Genomic DNA, 18,495 nt, shown 5'->3' with positions numbered 1-18,495 from the left:
ACGCGGTGATCGACCAGAACAGCGCATGGGCAAAGGCAATGCCGATGCGGCTGGCCACCAGCGCCGCGTAGCTCCAGGCCACGCTCGACAGCAGGTGGCTGAGGACGAACAGCCCGAACACGCCCATCAGCAGGCGGCGCCGCTCCATATGCCGGGTCAGCAGCATCAGGGGCAACGAGGCCAGCGCCACCAGCCAGGCATAGATGGTCAGCATCAGGCCGACGCGCTCGGGCGGCAGGCCGAAACTGGCGCCGATGTCGGTGAGCAGCGCCACGGGCACGAATTCGGTGGTGTTGAAAATGAAGGCGGCCAGGGCCAGCGCGGCCACAGACAGCCAACGACCCGGCTGGGCGGTATGCGACGTTGTCATGGAGAGGAAAACCAGGCGTCGGAGGACGGAACGCCAACAGGAGCGGGAGGGAAGGCGCGCATTCTAGAACTCGGCCAGGCCGCCGCCAACCACCCCCGCCAGCGTGGACGACGCGCGGCGATGCGAGCGCCTCTCAGGCACGCATCGATATCAGCCAATGCGCCGAAATGACGCGGCGATCATTGACCTGGGTCAGTTTCCGAAAATGCGACAAACGGCTTAATCCACATTAACAACGAGGATTAGCCGTATGGACGCATCGAAGCGTCGTTTCTTTTCCGCCGGTCTTTCCGTACCCGGCGCGCGACCGCCCTGGGCGGTGGCCGAGTCGCTGTTCTCAGAGCGCTGCGACCGCTGTGACGCCTGCATCCGCGCCTGTGGCCCCGGGATACTCAAGGCGGGCAGCGGCGGGTTTCCCGTCATCGATTTTTCCACTACCGGCTGCACCCTGTGCGGCGACTGCGTTCAGGCCTGCACGCGCGGTGCGCTGCTGGGCGACGACGCCGGCGAGCCCTTTATCTGGCGCGCTCATATCGACCCGGCCTGCCTGACCCAACGGGGGGTGGAGTGCCGGCTGTGCGCCGAACGCTGCGAGGCCGACGCGATCCGTTTCCGGCCCCGCCTGGGCGGCATTGCCCGACCCGAGCTGGACACCGACCGCTGCAACGGCTGCGGGCAGTGCATCGCGACCTGCCCGGTCGACGCCATCACCACCCAATCGAAGAAGGAGGCCGCATGAGAATCGTGAGCCTGGTGCTGCGGGTCATGCCCGAGCAGATCCCCACCGCCCGCGCCGGCCTTGAACAGATTCCTGGCGTGCAGGTGCACGCCGAGGATTTCGACGCCGGACGCATGATCGTCACGGTGGAGGACGGCGCGGACTACTCCGTCGCCGACTCGATCATCGCGGCCCACAAGGTGCCGCAAGTGCTGTCCGCAACCCTGGCTTACGAATTCAACGGGGAACACGCCGAGGCGTTCGATCCGGCGCTAACAACCCTGCAACCGGCAACGGGAGTCCAACCATGTCATTGAACAGACGCGATTTCATCAAGGCCAATGCTGTCGCCGCCGCTGCCGCAACCGCAGGGATGGCCGTGCCCACCACCGTGCTGTCCGCCGAACAGGCCGGTACGCGCAACGCCGTGCGCTGGGACAAGGCGCCCTGCCGCTTCTGCGGCACCGGCTGCTCGGTGCTGGTCGGCGTGCAGAACGACAAGGTGGTGGCCACCCAGGGCGACCCGGATGCGCCGGTCAACCGTGGCCTGAACTGCATCAAGGGCTACTTCCTGTCCAAGATCATGTACGGCGCCGACCGCGTGCAGACGCCGCTGCTGCGCAAGAAGAACGGCGTGTACGACAAGGAAGGCGAGTTCACCCCGGTGAGCTGGGAGGAAGCACTGGACACCATGGCGGCCAAGTGGAAGGCAGCCATCAAGCAGCACGGCCCGGACTCGGTGGCCATGTTCGGTTCCGGCCAGTGGACCATCTGGGAAGGCTACGCGGCCTCCAAGCTGCACAAGGCCGGCCTGCGCACCAACAACATCGACCCCAACGCCCGCCACTGCATGGCCTCGGCGGTGGTCGGCTTCATGCGCACCTTCGGCATCGACGAGCCGATGGGCTGCTATGACGACATCGAGCAGGCCGACGCCTTCGTGCTCTGGGGCTCGAACATGGCCGAGATGCACCCGGTGCTCTGGAGCCGCATCACCGACCGCCGCCTGACCCACAAGCCCTGCGAAGTGCACGTGCTCTCCACCTTCGAGCACCGCAGCTTCGAGCTGGCCGACAACGGCATGGTCTTCGAGCCGCAGACCGACCTGGCCATCCTCAACTACATCTGCAACTACATCATCCAGAACGACAAGGTGAACCAGGCGTTCGTGGCGAAGCACGTGAACTTCCGCCAGGGCGTCACCGACATCGGCTACGGCCTGCGCGCCAACGACCCGCGTGAACAGGCCGCCACCCAGAACGGCTACAACGGCAAGGGCGACCCCAACGCCCACAAGCCGATCAGCTTCGAGGAGTTCGCCAAATTCGTCGAACCCTACACCCTCGAGTACACCGCCAAGCTGTCCAAGGTGCCGGCCGACAAGCTCAAGCGCATGGCCGAGCTGTACGCCGACCCGAACAGGAAGGTGGTGTCCTTCTGGACCATGGGCTTCAACCAGCACACCCGGGGCACCTGGGTGAACAACATGATCTACAACGTGCACCTGCTGCTCGGGAAGATCTCCGAGCCGGGCAACGGGCCGTTCTCGCTCACCGGCCAGCCGTCGGCGTGCGGCACCGCCCGCGAGGTGGGCACCTTCGCCCACCGCCTGCCGGCGGACATGGTGGTCACCAACCCGGCGCACCGCGCGCTGACCGAGAAGCTGTGGGACCTGCCCGAAGGCACCATCCCGGCCAAGGTCGGCCTGCACGCCGTGGCGCAGAGCCGTGCACTCAAGGACGGCACGCTGAAGTGCTACTGGACCTCGACCACCAACAACATGCAGGCCGGTCCGAACATCAACCACGAAATCCTGCCGGGCTGGCGCAACCCGGAAGCCTTCGTGGTGGTGTCCGACCCCTACCCGACCGTGTCGGCGCTGTCCGCCGACCTGATCCTGCCCACCGCCATGTGGGTGGAGAAGGAAGGCGCCTACGGCAACGCCGAGCGCCGCACCCAGTTCTGGCGCCAGCAGGTCAAGGCGCCGGGCGAGTCGCGCTCGGACCTGTGGCAGTACCTGGAATTCGCCAAGCGCTTCAAGGTGGAGGAAGTCTGGCCTGAAGAGCTGCTGGCCAAGCAGCCGGAGCACCGGGGCAAGACCCTGTACGACATCCTGTTCGCCAACAAGATGACCACCCGCTTCGACCTCAAGGACCTCAAGCGCGTCAACGAACACGCCATCAAGGACTACATGAACGACGAGTCGAAGCACTTCGGCTTCTACGTGCAGAAGGGTCTGTTCGAGGAATACGCCCAGTTCGGTCGCGGCCATGCCCACGACCTGGCGGACTTCGACGTCTACCACCGCGCCCGCGGCCTGCGCTGGCCGGTGGTGGATGGCAAGGAAACCCTGTGGCGCTTCCGCGAAGGCTACGACGTGTACGTGCCCGCCGGCGAAGGCGTGCGCTTCTACGGCCACAAGGACGGCAAGGCGAACATCTTCGCCCTGCCCTACCAGCCGCCGCATGAATCGCCGGACGCCGAGTTCGACCTGTGGCTGTCCACCGGCCGCATCCTCGAGCACTGGCACACCGGCTCCATGACCCGCCGCGTACCCGAGCTGCACAAGGCGGCGCCCGAGGCGGTGCTCTACATCCACCCGGACGACGCCAAGGCCCGTGGCCTGCAGCGCGGCATGCAGGCACGCATCGTATCGCGGCGCGGCGAGGTGGTGGCCAGCGTGGAAACCCGTGGCCGCAACAAGCCGCCGCGCGGCCTGGTGTACATGCCGTTCTTCGATGAGGGCCGGCTGGTGAACAAGCTGCTGCTGGACGCCACCTGCCCGCTCTCGAAGGAAACGGACTTCAAGAAATGCGCCGTCAAGGTGCTCAAGGCCTGAGGTGAACGGGGCGCCACGGCGCCCCCGGACCCCGAGTCGCTGTCATGACCGACAAACCAGACATGCCCGCCAACAGCCGTCGCCGTTTCCTGCAGCAGTCCGCCGCAGCGATCGGTGGCGCCTGTGTGCTGGGGTTGGGCGTAGGACTGTACGGCAACCAGGCCAACGCCCTGGCGCCGACCGCGCTGCGTCCGCCGGGCGCGCTGGCGGAGGAGGACTTCCTCGCCGCCTGCGTGCGCTGCGGCCTGTGCGTGCGCGCCTGTCCCTACGACACGCTCAAGCTCGCCACGCTCGGCGAACCCGTGCCCACCGGCACGCCGTTCTTCACCGCCCGTGACGTGCCCTGCGAGATGTGCGAGGACATTCCCTGCGTGCCGGCCTGCCCGACGGGCGCACTGGATCATGCGCTCACCGATATCAACGAGGCGCGCATGGGCCTGGCGGTGCTGATCGATCAGGAGCAATGCCTCAACTACCTGGGGCTGCGTTGCGACGTCTGTTACCGGGTCTGCCCGGTGATCGACGAGGCCATCACCCTGGAGCGCTACCACAACCCGCGTTCGGACCGCCACGCGCTGCTGTTGCCCACCGTGCATTCGGAGCATTGCACCGGCTGCGGCAAGTGCGAGCAGGCCTGTGTGCTGCCCGACGCCTCGGCCATCAAGGTGCTGCCGCGCCCGCTGGCCCAGGCCAAGGCCGCCGACCATTACCGCAAGGGCTGGGAGGAGAAGGACAAGGCCGGCGGTTCGCTGATCGGTGACCAGATCCAGTTGCCGGTACGCGGGCTCGATACGGGAGAAGCGCCATGAGTTCGCCCAGGAGCGTAGCCGGGCGCAAGCCGACCGCCGCCGCCCGGGAAACCAAGGGCTGGCTCGGCGCCAACCGCTTCCTGCTGTTGCGCCGCGCTTCGCAGCTGGGTTTCCTGGGGTTGTTCCTGATCGGTCCGATCAGCCTGTGGCTGGCCCGCAATGGCCGTCTGGAACAGGCCTGGTGGCCGGTCAAGGGCAACCTGGCGTCGAGCGTCACGCTCGACACCCTGCCGCTGACCGATCCCTACATGCTGCTGCAAGGCCTGCTGGCCGGGCATCTGCCGGAGACGGCGGCGCTCACCGGCGCGCTGATCGTGCTGCTGTTCTACGGGCTGATCGGCGGGCGTCTGTATTGCGCCTGGTTCTGCCCGATCAACCCGGTAACCGACGCCGCCGGCTGGCTGCGTCGCACGCTGAAGATCAAGACCTCGCCAACACCGCCGGAAAGCCTGCGGCGCTGGCTGCTACTGGCCACTCTGCTGGTGTCGTTGATTACCGGCGGCATCGCCTGGGAATGGGTGAACCCCATTTCCATGCTGCACCGCGCGCTGATCTTCGGCGCCGGCGCGGCCTGGGGCGTGGTGGCCGCCGTGTTTCTCTACGACCTGCTGTTTGCCGCACGTGGCTGGTGTGGCCACGTCTGCCCGGTCGGTGCGTTCTACGGGCTGCTGGGCAAGTTCGCCCTGCTGCGCGTGGCGGCGCCCCGCCGCCGGGCCTGCGACGACTGCATGGATTGCTTCAAGGTCTGCCCCGAACCCCAGGTCATCCGTCCCGCCCTCAAGGCGGCCGGACAAGACCATCCCCTCATTCTTTCTTCCGACTGCACCACCTGCGGCCGTTGTGTCGATGTGTGCAGCCAGGATGTGTTCCGCCTGACGACGCGTTTCAACAGGAGCGAATCATGAAAACTGCCATCCAGAAAGCCGTGGGCATCGCTGCGCTCGTGCTGGCCCTCCCGTTCTCGGCCAGCGCCGAGGGCGTGAAGAGCCTGCGCGAAACCGCTGTCGGCGGCGCGGAACATCCGGCCGAGAACTACCGCGAGATCCGTGACGCCGGCGGCCTGCTGCCACGTGATTTCGTGCAGCAGCCGCCGCTGGTCCCGCATAGCGTGACCAACTACCAGGTGACCCTCAATTACAACAAGTGCATGGACTGCCACTCCTGGAGCCGCGCTCAGGCCACTGGCGCCACCAAGGTGTCTCTGACCCACTTTCGCGACCGCGAAGGCCAGGAGCTTTCGAGCGTCAGCCCACGCCGCTACTTCTGCCTGCAGTGCCACGTGCCGCAGACCGATGCCAAGCAGCTGGTGGACAACGTATTCAGCCCGGCCCCGGGCCTGTAAGGACTCGTCATGAACAAGATCAAGAAAGTGTGGGCCTGGGCGATCGGGCTGGTATTCAGCGCCGTCGGCCTGGCCTTCGTGCTGGGCATCATTTTCTGGGGTGGCTTCAACACCGCCATGGAATGGACCAACACCGAGACGTTCTGCATCTCCTGCCACGAGATGGAAGTGAACGTGTACCAGGAATACCGCAACACCATTCACTACAACAACCGCACCGGGGTGCGCGCGGTCTGCTCGGACTGCCACGTGCCCAAGGAGTGGTGGCCGAAGATGGTGCGCAAGTTCTATGCCTCCAACGAACTGCTGCACAAGATGCTGGGCAGCATCGACACCCCGGAAAAGTTCGAGGCCAAGCGCGCGGTCATGGCACAGCGTGAATGGGCGCGCATGAAGCGCAACGATTCGCAGGAATGCCGCAACTGCCACGACTTCAGCTATTTCGACTATGCCGAACAGGCCGGCCGTTCCTCGAACGCACACCAGAAGGGCTTCGCCGAGGGTCAGACCTGTATCGACTGTCACAAGGGCATTGCCCACAAGCTGCCAGCCATCGACCAGGGGTTTGGCGATACGCTTCCCGGCGCGCTGCCCGCAGACGTGCTGCACCCCGTCTCGACCCGCTGAATCCGAGTTCCGGGGCGCGTCTGCGCCCCATTTTCAGAGCATCTTTCGTAGCCGGAACCCCCTGTGGCGCAACGCCCCGCCAACGCGGCATCAACGTCGCGCTTTTTCTGAAAAGCGGGTCTTTGCGCCGATTCGGCAACCCTGTACTCTCGCTTGCTGCCACATAGCCATTACCCGTTGACGGATCAATCAGGCGCGCGTGTCGCTGCCCTTTGTCCGCCGTCCGGGCTGTGGGCGGACCCCGGCAATGCCGGGCCAGGACCGATGGCGGCCCCTTTTGCAAGGTCGACGCCTCGGATATTCAAGGATAACGACGCATGACGACCCCCGCAGACACCGTCCCGAAAACCATCATCAAGATCTTCCCCGAGACGATCGACAGCTTTTCCCGCAATCCTGCGGACCTGCCGACCCCGAGCGACTCGCCGAATGTCTACAAGCGTTTCTGGAAATGGCTGTGGTTCCCCTTGTTGCTGCTGAGCGTGCCGGCGTTTCTGCTCGGCCAGCCCGAAGCCGGCATTGCCTGTCTGGCGCTGGGGGTGCTGGCAGGGGTGCTGGCCCTGATGCCCGCCAAGCGGCGCGTCGAACCCCGCGCGGAACTCGACGCCTTCTTCGACGAGGACGGCCTGCACCTGCCCGCCGAGGTCGCCTCCCGCGTCGATAGGTTCATCCCCTATGCGGAGATGACGCGCATCCTGACCCTGGACCTGCCCGCGCAGGCCGGCAAGACCGTGGTCTGGTGGCGCCAGTACCAGATCCATACCCGTCGGCCGGTGGAGAATCCCCACGTGGAGATCAACACCCTGCGCTCGCTGGACTCGGTGGTCTCGGTGCTGAATCGCCTCAAGCGCCTGCCGGCGACCCGCCATATCGATATTCCCGCCCCCACCGAGATGGCCCCCCCGGCCGGTGCCAAGAGCGGCAAGGAAATGCGCTTGCGCTGAACAGCCCCGGGCTGCCGGGTCCTCGCCCGACAGCCCGCCAACGGTGAACTAGCCTGCCTGTAGCAACCCGCAGGTGAGGAACACGTCATGTTCACGGTCAAGCGCAGCGGTGAGAACCGCGTCGACCTGGAGATCCACGGCAAGCTCGACAGCGACGCCATGACCCAGTTGCTCGACCATCTGCTCAATGCCTCCACCGGCCTGCACAAGGGCCGTTTGCTCTACCGCCTGGAAGCCTTCGATCTGCCCACCCTCGGCGCCTTCGCCGTCGAGCTGGCGCGCCTGCCGCAACTGTTCCGGCTGATCCAGCGCTTCGAGCGCTGCGCCGTGCTGACCGACACCGCCTGGCTGCGCCACGCCAGCGAGGTGGAGGGCGCGCTGATCCCCGGCCTGCAGGTTCGCGCCTTTCGCACCGACCAGGAACCGCAAGCCGAAGACTGGCTCAACGAAGCCTGAGCCGCGCCACCCTCTATCGATCAGCCCGCCGACCAGTGAATGCCCGCCCGAATCCGCGGTCGCATCAGAACCACCACCAGCGGAGGATCCACCCATGGGCCTGTTCGATCTGATCAAGGAAAAACTCGGCATCGGCCGCGACGCACATGCCACGGAGCGCCCGGCGGGCGCCCCGCCATCCGGGACCACCACCGCCGCGGGCGGCACCACGGTCGATTCCGGCGTGGTGCCGCCGAGCCCGACAGCAGCACCGGGCGCCACGGCAGCACCGGTCAGCCAGGTCGATGTGGCCGCCAAGCTGGAGAGCATGGCCGCCACGCATTCGGAGCAGCTGAACTGGCGCACCTCGATTGTCGACCTGCTCAAGCTGCTCGGCCTGAACAGCAGCCTGGAAGCCCGCAAGGAGCTGGCCACTGAGCTGGGTTGCCCGCCGGACAAGATGGCGGACTCGGCGCAGATGAACATGTGGCTGCACAAGGAGGTCATGAAGCGCCTGGCCGAGCACGGCGGCACCATTCCTCCGGAACTGCTGTGACCCGAACGGGGCTGCGCAGGGCAGCCCCGTTTCCGTTCAGGCCGCCGAGGCGAACAGCTCGCGGCTCTGGTCGAGATGCTGGTCGACCAGCCACTTGCCGTGGGCCAGGGATACCTGTTCGGCCTTGTCCCGGTCGGACAGGAAGGCGCGTTCGTGGGGCAGCGGGAACCGGCGACTGCTGCGCCCGTCGGGCGCGGTGATGCGGCAGCCGGCCGCCCAGGGCAACGGGCTGCCCTCGTACTCGATCACGTCAGCGACGATGGTGTGGTTGCGGTAGGTGCAATGCAGACGTTGCATGGCCAGGCCCTCGCGGATACCCATTGGTGTTGAGGGAGGCTGGCCCAGCCTGCGAGCCCCTGCAAGACGTTCCGACGAAAGCGGCCAGCCCGACGCCGCGCTGGCCGCTTCATCCCTTTACAGGCGGAAGCCGGTCACCAGCTCGTTGAGGCGCACCGCCAGACGCGCCAGTTCGTGACTGGCGGCGCTGGTCTGGTTGGCGCCGGCGGAGGTCTGCATGGCCAGGTCGCGGATGTTGACCAGGTTGTGGTCCACCTCGCGAGCCACCTGGGCCTGCTCTTCCGAAGCGCTGGCGATGATCAGGTTGCGCTCGGTGATATGGCCGATCGACTCGGTGATCTGGCGCAGCGCTTCGCCGGCGGCATGGGCGATTTCCAGCGTGCTCTGCGCGCGCTGGTTGCTGGTCTGCATCGCGCTCATGGCCTGGTCGGTGCTCTGCTGCACCGCCTGGATCATCTGCTCGATTTCCTGGGTGGACTGCTGAGTACGATGCGCCAGGGCACGCACCTCATCGGCCACCACAGCAAAGCCGCGCCCCGCCTCACCGGCCCGGGCCGCTTCGATGGCGGCGTTGAGCGCCAGCAGGTTGGTCTGTTCGGCGATGGCGCGAATCACGTCCAGCACGGTGCTGATGCTGCGCACCTGGCCCGCCAGGTTGTCGACTTCCTGGGCGCTGCTGCCGGCCTCGCGGGTCATCTGGTTGATGGATTCGATAGTGCGCTCCACCTGGTTGCGACCTTCCCGCGCGGTGCGGTCGGAGGCCTGGGAGGCTTCCGAGGTAGCCGTGGCGTTGCGGGCCACTTCATCCACGGCGGTGGTCATCTCGTTGACCGCGGTGGCCGCCTGCTCGATTTCCTGGTTCTGCTGTTGCAGCACGCGGCTGGAGTTCTCGGTGACGGCATTCAGCTCTTCGGCCGCCGAGGACAGCTGGTTCGAGGAATCCACGATGCGCTGCAGGGTATCCCGCAGGTTCTGCTGCATGCGTTCCAGGGCGGCCAGCAGCTGGGCCGGCTCGTCCCGGCCTTCTACACGAATGGCGTGGGTAAGGTCGCCGTTGGCCACCACTTCGGCCATGCGTACCGCTTCGGAGAGCGGCGCGACAATGCTGCGGGTCAGCACGCTGGCCAGCACGATGGTCAGCAGCGCGGCGAGCGCCATGAACACCAGCACGCCGATATCGGCCAGTTCGTATTGCTCATGGGCCTTCTGGGCGAAATCGCCGGCAATCTGCCCCTTGATCTCGATGAGCCGGTTCAACTGCTTACCCAGCTCGATGGACAGACGGTTGTAGTCGCCGCCCAGCAGGGCGCGCATCGGCTCCAGCTCGCCCCGGGCGGAAGCGTCCACGAGGCTCTTGTGGATGTTCACGTAGTCCTGCATGGCCTGGCGCACCAGGCGGAACTGCTCGCGCTCTGCCTCGCTGACCACCAACTTCTCGTAATCGTTCACCGCCTTGGCGAGATCGTTGGCGATCTCGTCCGCGCGGATCAGACTGGCCTTGAGTTTGTCGGGCTCGCGGTCCACATAGAGACGAAACGACATGATGCGCAGGCGCAGCATCTGCTCGCCGATCCAGCCCAGGGCGCGATAGCTGGGCAGCGTGTTGTCCTGCATGGTGAGCGTGGCGCCGCGAATCACCTGCATCTGGCTCTTGGCGAACACGCCGAGCAGCACGACCAGCAGGGCCACGATGGAAAAACTGACGATGGCCCGATGGCCAACCTTGAATCGCCTGAGAAACATGGGGGGAATCCCTTTTCCGCTGAAGGTTTGTTCTTTTTTTGCGTGTCTGTCAGTGGGCAGCGGCCCCACGAGCCCGCCTGCCGCTGATCATCTAATCGGCAACGGCGCGGCATTCATTAGGAAAAAGATAATAAAATGGCGCCAGCATTCCGCCCAACCGAACGCCGGCGACGGCAAGATCGAACGCGTTGCGGCCTGATTGAAGGAACGGAATCGAAGGGGAGCCGATGGGCCGGAAAACCCATCGGCGGGCGGTGGGGGAAGGTCAGGCCTTGTCGATGCCTTTCTTCAGGGTGTCCTTGACGTCGCCCTTGACCTGCTGGGCTTCGCCCTTGCGCTCCTGGATCTTGCCTTCCTGGCGCATGCCCTGGTTGCCGGTGGCTTCACCGACGCCCTGCTTGACCTTGCCTGCCGCTTCGTTGGCCATACCGCGGGCCTTGTCGCCTGCACTGCTCATGGCAAATCTCCCTCACTGATGGGTTCAGTGCAGTGGAGTGGCGGGTCGGGGAAAGGTTTCATCCACCCGGCAAAGGGCGGGACAGAGGCTCGTGGAACATGAATCGCTGCAGAGCCGGCTCTATGCCAGCCCTGCAGCGGGCGACCACACACTCAGGGCTTGTGCGGGCGCGCCAGGAACTCGTGGGATTGCATTTCCAGCAGACGGCTCAGGGTGCGCTGGAATTCGAATTCCAGGCGGCCGCCGGCGTACAGGTCCTTGAGTTCCACTTCGGCGGAGAGGATCAGCTTGACGTTGCGGTCGTAGAACTCGTCCACCAGGTTGATGAAGCGCCGCGCCATATCGTCCTTCATGGCATCCATGCGTTCGACGTTGGCCACCAGCACCGCTTCGAAGATCTTGCCCAGCTCGATGTAGTCGTTCTGACTGCGCGGGCCGTCGCACAGCTCGCGGAATTCGAACCAGGCGATGTCGTTGGCCACCTTGCGGGCGCGGATGATGCGGTTCTCGATCATCAGCGGCTCGTTTTCACGCACCGTGCAATTCTCGGTGAGCAGGCTCTTGAAGCTGCGCTCCAGGCTCAGCTCGGCCTCGGCGTCCAGCGGCCAGTGGTACAGCTCGGCCTGCTCCAGGGCGCGCAGACGGTAGTCGATGCCGCTGTCGACGTTGACGATCTCGGTGTGCTGCTTGAGCAGGGCGATGGCCGGCAGGAAACGGGCGCGCTGCAGGCCGTCCTTGTACAGGCCGTCCGGCACGATGTTGGAGGTGGCCACCAGCGACACGCCGTTCTTGAACAGCTCGTCCAGCAGGGTGGCGAGGATCATGGCATCGGTGATGTCCGACACGAAGAATTCGTCGAAGCAGATCACCCGGGCCTCGCCAGCGAAGCGCTTGGCGATGATCGGCAGCGGGTTCTTCTCGCCCTTGAGGGTCTTCAGTTCCTCGTGCACGCGCTTCATGAAGCGGTGGAAGTGCGTGCGCATCTTCTGTTCGAACGGCAGCGCGTCGAAGAAGGTATCCACCAGGTAAGTCTTGCCGCGACCCACGCCACCCCAGAAGTAGATGCCCTTGATCGGGCCCTGCGCCTTCTTGCCGAACAGCTTGCCGAGCAGGCCGCTCGATTGCTGCTGTGCGGCCACCAGGTCGTCGTACAGGCGCTGCAGGTGACGCACGGCGTTTTCCTGGGCGGCGTCGTGGAAAAAGTCGGGGCGTTGCAGATCGGCCTGATAGCGCTGGAGTGGAGTCATGGCAGCGTCGGGGTTGGTGGAGGGGGCCGACACTTTAACGGCGCCCTCGGTGCTTGGCAATTTGCTCAGATCGTTCAAGACAGCTCTTTCCTCAGGTCATGAAAAGTGGCGACCGGCGCGTGCCCGTAGGAGCGAATTCATTCGCGAGTCTTTTCCAGGCCATACCCAAAGCTCGCGGACAAGTCCGCTCCCACCCCCAGCGGCTCGGCGCCGAACCAACAACGAAGTCAGCTTTCGGCGGCCAGCCCGGCGATGGCGTCGCGCACCCGCAGCATGGCCGCGTCGAGGGCCTCGGGATCGGCGAAGCTCGGGCTGTCGGCGATGCACTCGTCGTCCAGCCACAGGGTGAACTGGGTGCCCTCGTCCTCGCGCAGCTCCAGCGCATCCGGCCCCTGAGCGATCAGCCGCTGGCTGACCTGACCGGTTTTCTTCGGGTCGCTGAACGGCCGCGACAGCAGCAGTTCCTCGCCGTCGGCGGCCAGGAAGCGGAAGCGGAAGCTGCCATCCGGCTCGCGGAAGCTGACGAAGCGTGCGGTCTTGGCGGCCTTCTTCTTGCTGGCGCCGGCGACCTGCACCTGCTCGCGGAAGGAGCGCAGGCCCACCGCCTCGCGCAGCTCGGCCAGGAACGGAGTGGCGATGCGCCGCGCCCTGGCGGCGCCGGCCAGCAGGATGTCCTCCAGGTCGGCCGGCTTGGCGATCAGCGCATGGTAGCGTTCGCGCGCTTCGCCCAGCTCGTTGTCGAGCAACTCGAACAGGCGCTGCTTGGCCTCGCCCCAGCCCAGCCCGGCCAGCAGGTCGGCACGGAAGGCGGCCTGCTGTTCGGCGCTGGCAAAAGCCTGGTAGAGGGTGAACAGGTGGGCGTTGTCCGGGTCCTTGGGCTCGCCCGGCAGCTTCGAGTCGGTAACGATGCGGGCGATGGCGTCCTTGAGCTGCTTGGCGCTGCCGAACAGCGGGATGGTGTTGTCGTAGCTCTTGGACATCTTGCGACCGTCCAGGCCCGGCAGGGTCGCCACCTCTTCCTCGATGACCGCCTCGGGCAGGGTGAACAGCTCGCGGCCCTGGCCGAACAGATGGTTGAAGCGCTGGCCGATGTCACGGGCCATTTCCACGTGCTGGATCTGGTCACGGCCGACCGGCACCTTGTGGGCGTTGAACATCAGGATGTCGGCGGCCATCAGCACCGGGTAGCTGAACAGGCCCATGGTCACACCGGCATCCGGGTCTTCACCGACCTCGACGTTCTTGTCCACCGCCGCCTTGTAGGCGTGGGCACGGTTGAGCAGGCCCTTGCCGGCCACGCAGGTGAGCAGCCAGGTCAGCTCGGGAATCTCGGGGATGTCCGACTGGCGATAGAAGGTCGCCTTGTTGGTATCCAGGCCGCAGGCCAGCCAGGTGGCGGCGATTTCCAGACGCGAGCGCTGGATGCGCGCCGGGTCGTCGCACTTGATCAGCGCGTGGTAGTCGGCCAGGAAGTAGAAGGAGTCCGCATCGGCGGCGCGGCTGGCGACGATGGCCGGGCGGATGGCGCCGGCGTAGTTGCCCAGGTGCGGGGTGCCGGTGGTGGTGATGCCGGTAAGGATGCGCGTGGTCATGTGTCAAATCCGTCGAACGTGTGGCAGGCGGCTCAGAGGCGCTCGCTGACCAGCTCTTTGAGGTCGGTCAGCCTGCCATGGAAGAAGTGGCCGCATTCTGCCACTTTCAGCAGCTCATGGGGACGCGCCAGGGCTTCGGACCAGGCGTAGACCGCTTCGGGCGGCACCACCTCGTCGTCCTCGGGCTGGATCAGGGTCAGCGTGCCGGTCTGCGGCAACGGCACGTTCTCGTCCAGGCGCATCACCGCCGGGGCGACCATGAAGATGTGCTCCAGCTGCTGACCACGCGCCTCCAGACGCCCGCCCAGCGCGGCGGCGACGAAGCCGCCGAAGGAGAAACCGAGCAGGCTCAGCGGCAGCTCGGGATGCTGGGCGCGCAGCCAGTCGCAGGCCGCCTCGGCATCATCCACCTCGCCCATGTGCATGTCATGGCTGCCGGCGCTGGCGCCCACGCCCCGGTAGTTGAAGCGCAAGGTGCTGTAGCCGGCGTCGCGGGCGGTGCGCTGCAGGGTGGAGACCACCTTGTTGAGCATGGTGCCGCCCTTGACCGGGTTGGGATGACACATCAGCGCCAGGCCGCGCGCGTCGGGCACTGGCAGGTAGAGGGCTTCGAGCGCGCCGCTGGGGCCGTCGAGCTGCAGAGGGGTTTCGCGGGTGAGCAAGGCAGGAACTCCGTGACCCGGTTGGGGGTCGACTCGTCTTGGTTCAGGTCCGGGCGGTGCACGCACCACCGGAGAACGGCGCGCCGCCGGACAGACGGCCGCGCCACCAGTAATTCCCGGCGTTTCGTAGCATTGTACGGTGCGGCATTCGGGGGCAGACTGGGGTCGCTAACGTAAAACAAACCCGCAGATAGAGGAAGGACTCGTGGAACAGTCGCTCATGGTCTGGTTGGTGCCGGCCATTGCCCTGCTTGTCGGGGTCGTCATCGGTTTTCTGATTTCCCGCCTGGCACCTGGTGCCGCGCCGAGCCGCACCCAGAGTCAGCTCGACGAACTGCAGGAGCGTTTTGAAACCTACCAGAGTGAAGTGGTCACTCATTTCAATACCACGGCCGCCCTGGTGCGCAAGCTCACCCAGAGCTACCAGGATGTGCAGGAACACCTCACCGAGGGCATCGATCGCCTGGCGCTGGACGAAGTGACACGCCAACGTCTGTTGTCAGCCCTGCACGACCAGCAGAAGCGCGAGCGTCTGCAGGCTCCGGAATCCGACCTGCTCGACTCCCAGGCGCCCAAGGACTACGCCCCCAAGCCGGCCGGCGCACCAGGCACCCTGGACGAACACTACGGGCTCAAACATCCCTGAGCCCCAAAAGAAACCGGAACCCTAGGGTTCCGGTTTTCGTTTCAGGGCAGGGTTCAGAAGTTGTAGCCCAAACCCAGGCTGTAGAAGAGCGTGCCGTCATCGTAGGTATCTTCGGCCTCGCTGCCGCTGTCGAACAGGAACTGGTACTCGACCATACCGGTGATGAAGGTACTGTCGTTGACCCAGTGTTTGAGGCCGATTTCCGGGCCGGCCATGAAGGTGTCGTCGACATTGTCGCCATAAATGCCGCCAAGGCTGGCGCCAATGAACGGCCGAGTGTTGCCGGTGCCGAAGTGGTAGTCGTAGAACACCCGGGTCGCACCCTGGAACTTGGTGCTTTCTCCCTCGGTATCGAAGATACCGACGAACTGGCGGATCCCCCACAGGGAGGAATCATTCAGGTATTGCCCCCAACTGCCCTGGACGTTCAGCAGAGTGGAATCGAAATCCTTGTCGCTGCTGCCGGCGCCACTGAGCGTGATTTCCTGGGTTCCCGCCGTCGGCGCGGCCAGAACGGCAACCGGCAACAGCGCGGCGGCCAATACGGACAAGCTCATAAATCTTTTCATGGGTAAGCCTCTTCATGGGAACACACATGGAGCGTTCGCTCATGAAAAACGACCCACCGGCGCATCAACAGTTCCCTGTCCGCGACCACCGAAGCGGTCTACAACAGCATGCGCACCATCTCCACCACCGAACTCACCTGCAATTTGTCCATGATGCGGGCCCGGTGATTTTCCACCGTCCGTACGCTGATCGACGCCAGCTCGGAGATTTCCCGACTGGATTTGCCCTGCACCACCCACTCGGCGATGCGCCGCTCCTGCGCGGTGAGCAAGCCCAACCGCTGCTCGCGCGCGCGTCGGGCCTGGCCGGCCTGATGCAGCTCGGCGCAGCGCGCCAGCGCGGCACGCACCCGCGCCAGCAACTGCCGGCCGTCCACGGGCTTTTCCACATAGTCGAAGGCCCCCCGGCGCATGGCTTCCACGGCGGTGGCCACGTCGGCGTGCCCGGTGATGAAGATCAACGGCGTTTCGACACCGCGCGCCAGCAGCTCGGCCTGCAGTTCCAGCCCGCCCAGTTCGGGCATACGCAGGTCGGAGAGAATGCACTCGCAGTCGCCCGCCGCCACATAGGACGACAGGAAGGCGCGCGAGGACGAGAAACGGCGAACCTTCAGGCCGGCTGCGCCTAACAGCTCGGCATGCAGGTCGAGGATGAGTTCGTCGTCGTCGATCAGATAGACGCAGGACATCGAACAGCCCTTCGGGCAATTGAGGCGCGCATTCTATCGTCAAATACCCCCGCCTGTTTATTGACCTGGGGCTACAATCGCAGCCCCTTCAGGAGTCCACTGCCATGTCCGAACCCGTCCGTCTGTCCAAACGCCTCGTTGAACTGCTCGGCTGCTCGCGTCGCGAAGCCGAGCTGTACATCGAGGGCGGCTGGGTCACCGTCGCTGGCGAGGTGGTGGAACAGCCGCAGTTCAAGGTGACCGACGAGCCCATCGTGCTGCTGCCCGGCGCCGAGGCCGAGGATGTGCCGCCGGCCACCCTGCTGCTGCACAAGCCGGCCGGTTGCAGCGTGGAGCAGGCCCTGGCGCTGCTGACCCGCGAGAATCGCTGGGCCGAGGATGACCCTACTCTGCGCGCCGTGCACAAGCATCTGGTACGCCAGCAGCCGGTCGGTCTGCTGGAGCGCGAGGCCAGCGGCCTGCTGGTATTCACCCAGAGCTGGGGCGTGACCCGTCACCTGACCAACCGCCACAAGCCGCTGGAAGAGGAATACGTTGCCGAGGTCAAGGGCACGCTCGTCGACGGCGGTCTGGACAAGCTCAAGCGCGGCATCCGCCAGGGCGAACACACCCTGCCGGTGTGCAAGGCCAGCTGGCAGAACGAAACCCACCTGCGCCTGGCCCTGAAGGCGCCCCAGCCGGGCGACATCCGCACATTGTGCAGGCTGGTGGGCCTGCAGTTGGTCAGCCTGCGGCGCATCCGCCTGGGCACCGTGAGCATGGCCAAGCTGCCGCAGGGGCAATGGCGCTACCTGAAGCCGAACGAGCGTTTCTAGGCTTTCGGCGTCGGGTGGTCAACGCCCTTTTTGGCCACCACGCACCGGCGACGGCGCGCCCGTCACGCGCGCCAATCCGTGCGCTGCTTCGCAAATCAGCCAGCGCCGATCCACACTGATCCGGTTCCTCGACTATCACCAAGCAGGGTGCCCACCCTGCGGACGACGGACCCGTACATGACCCGATGGATTCTCCTTGGCGCCGCCCTGGCGCTGGGCGGCTGTGCCGCCAAGCCCTGCGAGCCGCTCGTGCTCGACAGCCACGCCCAGCGCCTGCTGCAGGAAAACGACCTGATGCAGGCCCGCCTGCTGGTCACCTCAGGCCCCCAGAGCAGCCTGGAACTGGCCGATGCCCTGCTGGCGCGCATCGCCGACCAGGACCCCCGTGGCGAAGTGGCGCTCTACCAGGCGGTGTCGCTGATCCGCCAGCGCGCGGCGCTGGAGCGCATCCTGCCATTGCTCGAACGCTCCGCCGAACGCCGCCATCCGCACGCGCTGGCGCTGCTCTACAAGATCTACAGCGAGCCCTTCCTTGCGCCGCAGGCCGACCGCGCCCACGCCCTGCGCTACCGGGAGGCTTATGCCGGGCTGGACGTGGCCAAGGGTGGCTACCCCTCGTTTCCCCGCGCGCTGATGGTGGTCGATCAGCTGGTCAACCCGCCGGCCCACGTGCGCGGCCAGTGAGCCATTCATCACGTACCAGCGCCTGACCCAAGCGCTCCCGCTCGCCTTCGTCCGGCACATCGCGGAACTCGACCTTGCCGGCAATCCGCGTCGCCACCGGCACACCGTCGCGATACAGCAGGCGGTTGCCCGGCAGCGCCGGCACTTTCTCGCCGGGCAGCAGGGTGCCGGCCAGGTTCAGCGGGTCGCTGCCGCTGACCCGGATCAGCTCACCGGCCGCCGGCCGGCGGCGCACCTCGCGCAACAGGCCGACCGCCTCGGGCAGGGCGAACTGTTCGCCACTGATACCGGTGACGAAACGCCCGCCACGGATCTCGCCGCGCGCCTCCAGGCGGTGGTAGACGCGTAGCAGCTCCCGCCACGGCGGCAGCCAGTCGGCCTCGCGCTCCAGCAGGCGCCAGAACACCACACCGTAGCGGCGCAGCAGCACGCGGGCGATGTGTTCCAGGGGGTC

At 65.9% G+C, this 18,495-nt stretch carries 22 protein-coding genes and 1 pseudogene; 13 read left to right on the top strand and 10 right to left on the bottom strand.

What is annotated here, in order from left to right; genetic code table 11:
• A partial coding sequence (locus AS93_RS0100885; protein ID WP_027588814.1) for an MFS transporter occupies nt 1-370 on the bottom strand: 370 nt, incomplete at its 3' end.
• A 250-nt stretch (nt 371-620) separates the two neighbouring features.
• Between AS93_RS0100885 and napF the strand changes: the two genes are divergently transcribed.
• The 10 genes from napF (at nt 621) to AS93_RS0100835 (ending at nt 8,640) form a co-directional block, all read left to right on the top strand.
• Nucleotides 621-1,109 carry a ferredoxin-type protein NapF gene (napF, locus tag AS93_RS18530; protein WP_037008303.1) on the top strand — a complete coding sequence of 163 codons (489 nt, stop codon included), beginning with the start codon at nt 621-623 and terminating at the stop codon, nt 1,107-1,109.
• On the top strand, nt 1,106-1,405 hold the full coding sequence (locus AS93_RS18525) for a chaperone NapD (protein ID WP_051587296.1): 300 nt from the start codon (nt 1,106-1,108) through the stop codon (nt 1,403-1,405). The genes napF and AS93_RS18525 overlap by 4 nt, the downstream gene beginning before the upstream one ends.
• The gene (gene napA, locus AS93_RS0100870; RefSeq protein WP_027588813.1) at nt 1,396-3,927 is read left to right on the top strand and encodes a nitrate reductase catalytic subunit NapA; all 2,532 of its coding nucleotides are present in this window, start codon (nt 1,396-1,398) and stop codon (nt 3,925-3,927) included. Before AS93_RS18525 ends, napA begins: the two co-directional genes overlap by 10 nt.
• 44 nt (nt 3,928-3,971) lie before the next feature.
• Nucleotides 3,972-4,736, top strand: a complete 765-nt coding sequence (napG, locus tag AS93_RS18520) for a ferredoxin-type protein NapG (RefSeq protein ID WP_037008298.1) — start codon at nt 3,972-3,974, stop codon at nt 4,734-4,736.
• Complete coding sequence (gene napH / locus AS93_RS0100860) at nt 4,733-5,641, top strand: quinol dehydrogenase ferredoxin subunit NapH (RefSeq protein WP_027588812.1); 909 nt, start codon at nt 4,733-4,735, stop codon at nt 5,639-5,641. Before napG ends, napH begins: the two co-directional genes overlap by 4 nt.
• Entirely contained in the window at nt 5,638-6,078 is a 441-nt protein-coding gene (locus tag AS93_RS0100855; RefSeq protein WP_027588811.1) for a nitrate reductase cytochrome c-type subunit, read from the top strand. Before napH ends, AS93_RS0100855 begins: the two co-directional genes overlap by 4 nt.
• Nucleotides 6,079-6,087: 9 nt before the next feature.
• Nucleotides 6,088-6,705, top strand: coding sequence for a NapC/NirT family cytochrome c (locus AS93_RS0100850; protein WP_051587295.1), 618 nt, complete (start codon nt 6,088-6,090; stop codon nt 6,703-6,705).
• A gap of 317 nt (nt 6,706-7,022) precedes the next feature.
• The gene (locus AS93_RS0100845) at nt 7,023-7,649 is read left to right on the top strand and encodes a hypothetical protein (protein WP_027588809.1); all 627 of its coding nucleotides are present in this window, start codon (nt 7,023-7,025) and stop codon (nt 7,647-7,649) included.
• Nucleotides 7,650-7,736: 87 nt separating this feature from the next.
• Complete coding sequence (locus AS93_RS0100840) at nt 7,737-8,105, top strand: STAS/SEC14 domain-containing protein (RefSeq protein ID WP_027588808.1); 369 nt, start codon at nt 7,737-7,739, stop codon at nt 8,103-8,105.
• Nucleotides 8,106-8,199: 94 nt separating this feature from the next.
• Complete coding sequence (locus AS93_RS0100835; protein WP_027588807.1) at nt 8,200-8,640, top strand: DUF3597 domain-containing protein; 441 nt, start codon at nt 8,200-8,202, stop codon at nt 8,638-8,640.
• Between the two features lie 36 nt (nt 8,641-8,676).
• On the opposite strand, the gene AS93_RS0100830 is transcribed toward AS93_RS0100835, so the two are convergent.
• The 6 genes from AS93_RS0100830 to AS93_RS0100805 all read right to left on the bottom strand — a co-directional run bounded on the left by AS93_RS0100830 (nt 8,677) and on the right by AS93_RS0100805 (nt 14,638).
• On the bottom strand, nt 8,677-8,937 hold the full coding sequence (locus tag AS93_RS0100830) for a hypothetical protein (protein ID WP_027588806.1): 261 nt from the start codon (nt 8,935-8,937) through the stop codon (nt 8,677-8,679).
• 117 nt (nt 8,938-9,054) lie between these two features.
• The gene (locus tag AS93_RS0100825; RefSeq protein WP_027588805.1) at nt 9,055-10,680 is read right to left on the bottom strand and encodes a methyl-accepting chemotaxis protein; all 1,626 of its coding nucleotides are present in this window, start codon (nt 10,678-10,680) and stop codon (nt 9,055-9,057) included.
• 265 nt (nt 10,681-10,945) lie between these two features.
• Entirely contained in the window at nt 10,946-11,137 is a 192-nt protein-coding gene (locus AS93_RS0100820; RefSeq protein ID WP_027588804.1) for a CsbD family protein, read from the bottom strand.
• A 152-nt stretch (nt 11,138-11,289) separates the two neighbouring features.
• On the bottom strand, nt 11,290-12,384 hold the full coding sequence (gene zapE / locus AS93_RS0100815; RefSeq protein ID WP_027588803.1) for a cell division protein ZapE: 1,095 nt from the start codon (nt 12,382-12,384) through the stop codon (nt 11,290-11,292).
• 227 nt (nt 12,385-12,611) lie between these two features.
• On the bottom strand, nt 12,612-13,976 hold the full coding sequence (locus tag AS93_RS0100810) for a tryptophan--tRNA ligase (RefSeq protein ID WP_027588802.1): 1,365 nt from the start codon (nt 13,974-13,976) through the stop codon (nt 12,612-12,614).
• 32 nt (nt 13,977-14,008) lie between these two features.
• A complete protein-coding gene (locus AS93_RS0100805) occupies nt 14,009-14,638 on the bottom strand; it encodes an alpha/beta fold hydrolase (RefSeq protein ID WP_027588801.1) in 630 nt (209 codons plus the stop codon).
• A 205-nt stretch (nt 14,639-14,843) separates the two neighbouring features.
• Here AS93_RS0100805 and AS93_RS0100800 point away from each other — a divergent pair, with 205 nt between their 5' ends.
• Nucleotides 14,844-15,284: a DUF1043 family protein gene (locus AS93_RS0100800; protein WP_027588800.1), complete on the top strand. Its 441-nt coding sequence runs from the start codon at nt 14,844-14,846 to the stop codon at nt 15,282-15,284.
• 53 nt (nt 15,285-15,337) lie between these two features.
• Here AS93_RS0100800 and AS93_RS0100795 read toward each other — a convergent pair whose 3' ends face one another.
• Both AS93_RS0100795 and AS93_RS0100790 read right to left on the bottom strand, forming a co-directional pair.
• Complete coding sequence (locus AS93_RS0100795) at nt 15,338-15,841, bottom strand: hypothetical protein (RefSeq protein WP_139181998.1); 504 nt, start codon at nt 15,839-15,841, stop codon at nt 15,338-15,340.
• 110 nt (nt 15,842-15,951) lie between these two features.
• Nucleotides 15,952-16,542 (bottom strand): response regulator, encoded by a 591-nt coding sequence (locus AS93_RS0100790; RefSeq protein ID WP_027588798.1) that lies wholly within the window; start codon nt 16,540-16,542, stop codon nt 15,952-15,954.
• Between the two features lie 104 nt (nt 16,543-16,646).
• On the opposite strand from AS93_RS0100790, the gene AS93_RS0100785 reads away from it, so the two are divergent.
• Both AS93_RS0100785 and AS93_RS0100780 read left to right on the top strand, forming a co-directional pair.
• Nucleotides 16,647-17,357 carry an RNA pseudouridine synthase gene (locus tag AS93_RS0100785; RefSeq protein ID WP_027588797.1) on the top strand — a complete coding sequence of 237 codons (711 nt, stop codon included), beginning with the start codon at nt 16,647-16,649 and terminating at the stop codon, nt 17,355-17,357.
• Between the two features lie 177 nt (nt 17,358-17,534).
• Nucleotides 17,535-18,041 (top strand): hypothetical protein, encoded by a 507-nt coding sequence (locus tag AS93_RS0100780; protein ID WP_027588796.1) that lies wholly within the window; start codon nt 17,535-17,537, stop codon nt 18,039-18,041.
• On the opposite strand, the pseudogene AS93_RS20795 reads toward AS93_RS0100780, so the two are convergent.
• Nucleotides 18,010-18,495: pseudogene (locus AS93_RS20795) on the bottom strand (ATP-dependent DNA helicase); the annotation flags it as partial. The gene AS93_RS0100780 and the pseudogene AS93_RS20795 overlap by 32 nt on opposite strands.

The organism is Pseudomonas sp. RL (genome assembly GCF_000647775.1).
Taxonomy (GTDB): domain Bacteria; phylum Pseudomonadota; class Gammaproteobacteria; order Pseudomonadales; family Pseudomonadaceae; genus Serpens; species Serpens flexibilis.
This window is presented reverse-complemented; position numbering and strand designations above follow the sequence as displayed.

What these genes read in the sequence shown, in the direction of transcription:
- napF (WP_037008303.1), top strand. Translation starts at nt 621, where the DNA reads ATGGACGCATCGAAGCGTCGTTTCTTTTCCGCCGGTCTTTCCGTACCC.
- AS93_RS18525 (WP_051587296.1), top strand. Translation starts at nt 1,106, where the DNA reads ATGAGAATCGTGAGCCTGGTGCTGCGGGTCATGCCCGAGCAGATCCCC.
- napA (WP_027588813.1), top strand. Translation starts at nt 1,396, where the DNA reads ATGTCATTGAACAGACGCGATTTCATCAAGGCCAATGCTGTCGCCGCC.
- napG (WP_037008298.1), top strand. Translation starts at nt 3,972, where the DNA reads ATGACCGACAAACCAGACATGCCCGCCAACAGCCGTCGCCGTTTCCTG.
- napH (WP_027588812.1), top strand. Translation starts at nt 4,733, where the DNA reads ATGAGTTCGCCCAGGAGCGTAGCCGGGCGCAAGCCGACCGCCGCCGCC.
- AS93_RS0100855 (WP_027588811.1), top strand. Translation starts at nt 5,638, where the DNA reads ATGAAAACTGCCATCCAGAAAGCCGTGGGCATCGCTGCGCTCGTGCTG.
- AS93_RS0100850 (WP_051587295.1), top strand. Translation starts at nt 6,088, where the DNA reads ATGAACAAGATCAAGAAAGTGTGGGCCTGGGCGATCGGGCTGGTATTC.
- AS93_RS0100845 (WP_027588809.1), top strand. Translation starts at nt 7,023, where the DNA reads ATGACGACCCCCGCAGACACCGTCCCGAAAACCATCATCAAGATCTTC.
- AS93_RS0100840 (WP_027588808.1), top strand. Translation starts at nt 7,737, where the DNA reads ATGTTCACGGTCAAGCGCAGCGGTGAGAACCGCGTCGACCTGGAGATC.
- AS93_RS0100835 (WP_027588807.1), top strand. Translation starts at nt 8,200, where the DNA reads ATGGGCCTGTTCGATCTGATCAAGGAAAAACTCGGCATCGGCCGCGAC.
- AS93_RS0100830 (WP_027588806.1), bottom strand. Translation starts at nt 8,937, where the DNA reads ATGCAACGTCTGCATTGCACCTACCGCAACCACACCATCGTCGCTGAC.
- AS93_RS0100825 (WP_027588805.1), bottom strand. Translation starts at nt 10,680, where the DNA reads ATGTTTCTCAGGCGATTCAAGGTTGGCCATCGGGCCATCGTCAGTTTT.
- AS93_RS0100820 (WP_027588804.1), bottom strand. Translation starts at nt 11,137, where the DNA reads ATGAGCAGTGCAGGCGACAAGGCCCGCGGTATGGCCAACGAAGCGGCA.
- zapE (WP_027588803.1), bottom strand. Translation starts at nt 12,384, where the DNA reads ATGACTCCACTCCAGCGCTATCAGGCCGATCTGCAACGCCCCGACTTT.
- AS93_RS0100810 (WP_027588802.1), bottom strand. Translation starts at nt 13,976, where the DNA reads ATGACCACGCGCATCCTTACCGGCATCACCACCACCGGCACCCCGCAC.
- AS93_RS0100795 (WP_139181998.1), bottom strand. Translation starts at nt 15,841, where the DNA reads ATGAGCTTGTCCGTATTGGCCGCCGCGCTGTTGCCGGTTGCCGTTCTG.
- AS93_RS0100790 (WP_027588798.1), bottom strand. Translation starts at nt 16,542, where the DNA reads ATGTCCTGCGTCTATCTGATCGACGACGACGAACTCATCCTCGACCTG.
- AS93_RS0100785 (WP_027588797.1), top strand. Translation starts at nt 16,647, where the DNA reads ATGTCCGAACCCGTCCGTCTGTCCAAACGCCTCGTTGAACTGCTCGGC.
- AS93_RS0100780 (WP_027588796.1), top strand. Translation starts at nt 17,535, where the DNA reads ATGACCCGATGGATTCTCCTTGGCGCCGCCCTGGCGCTGGGCGGCTGT.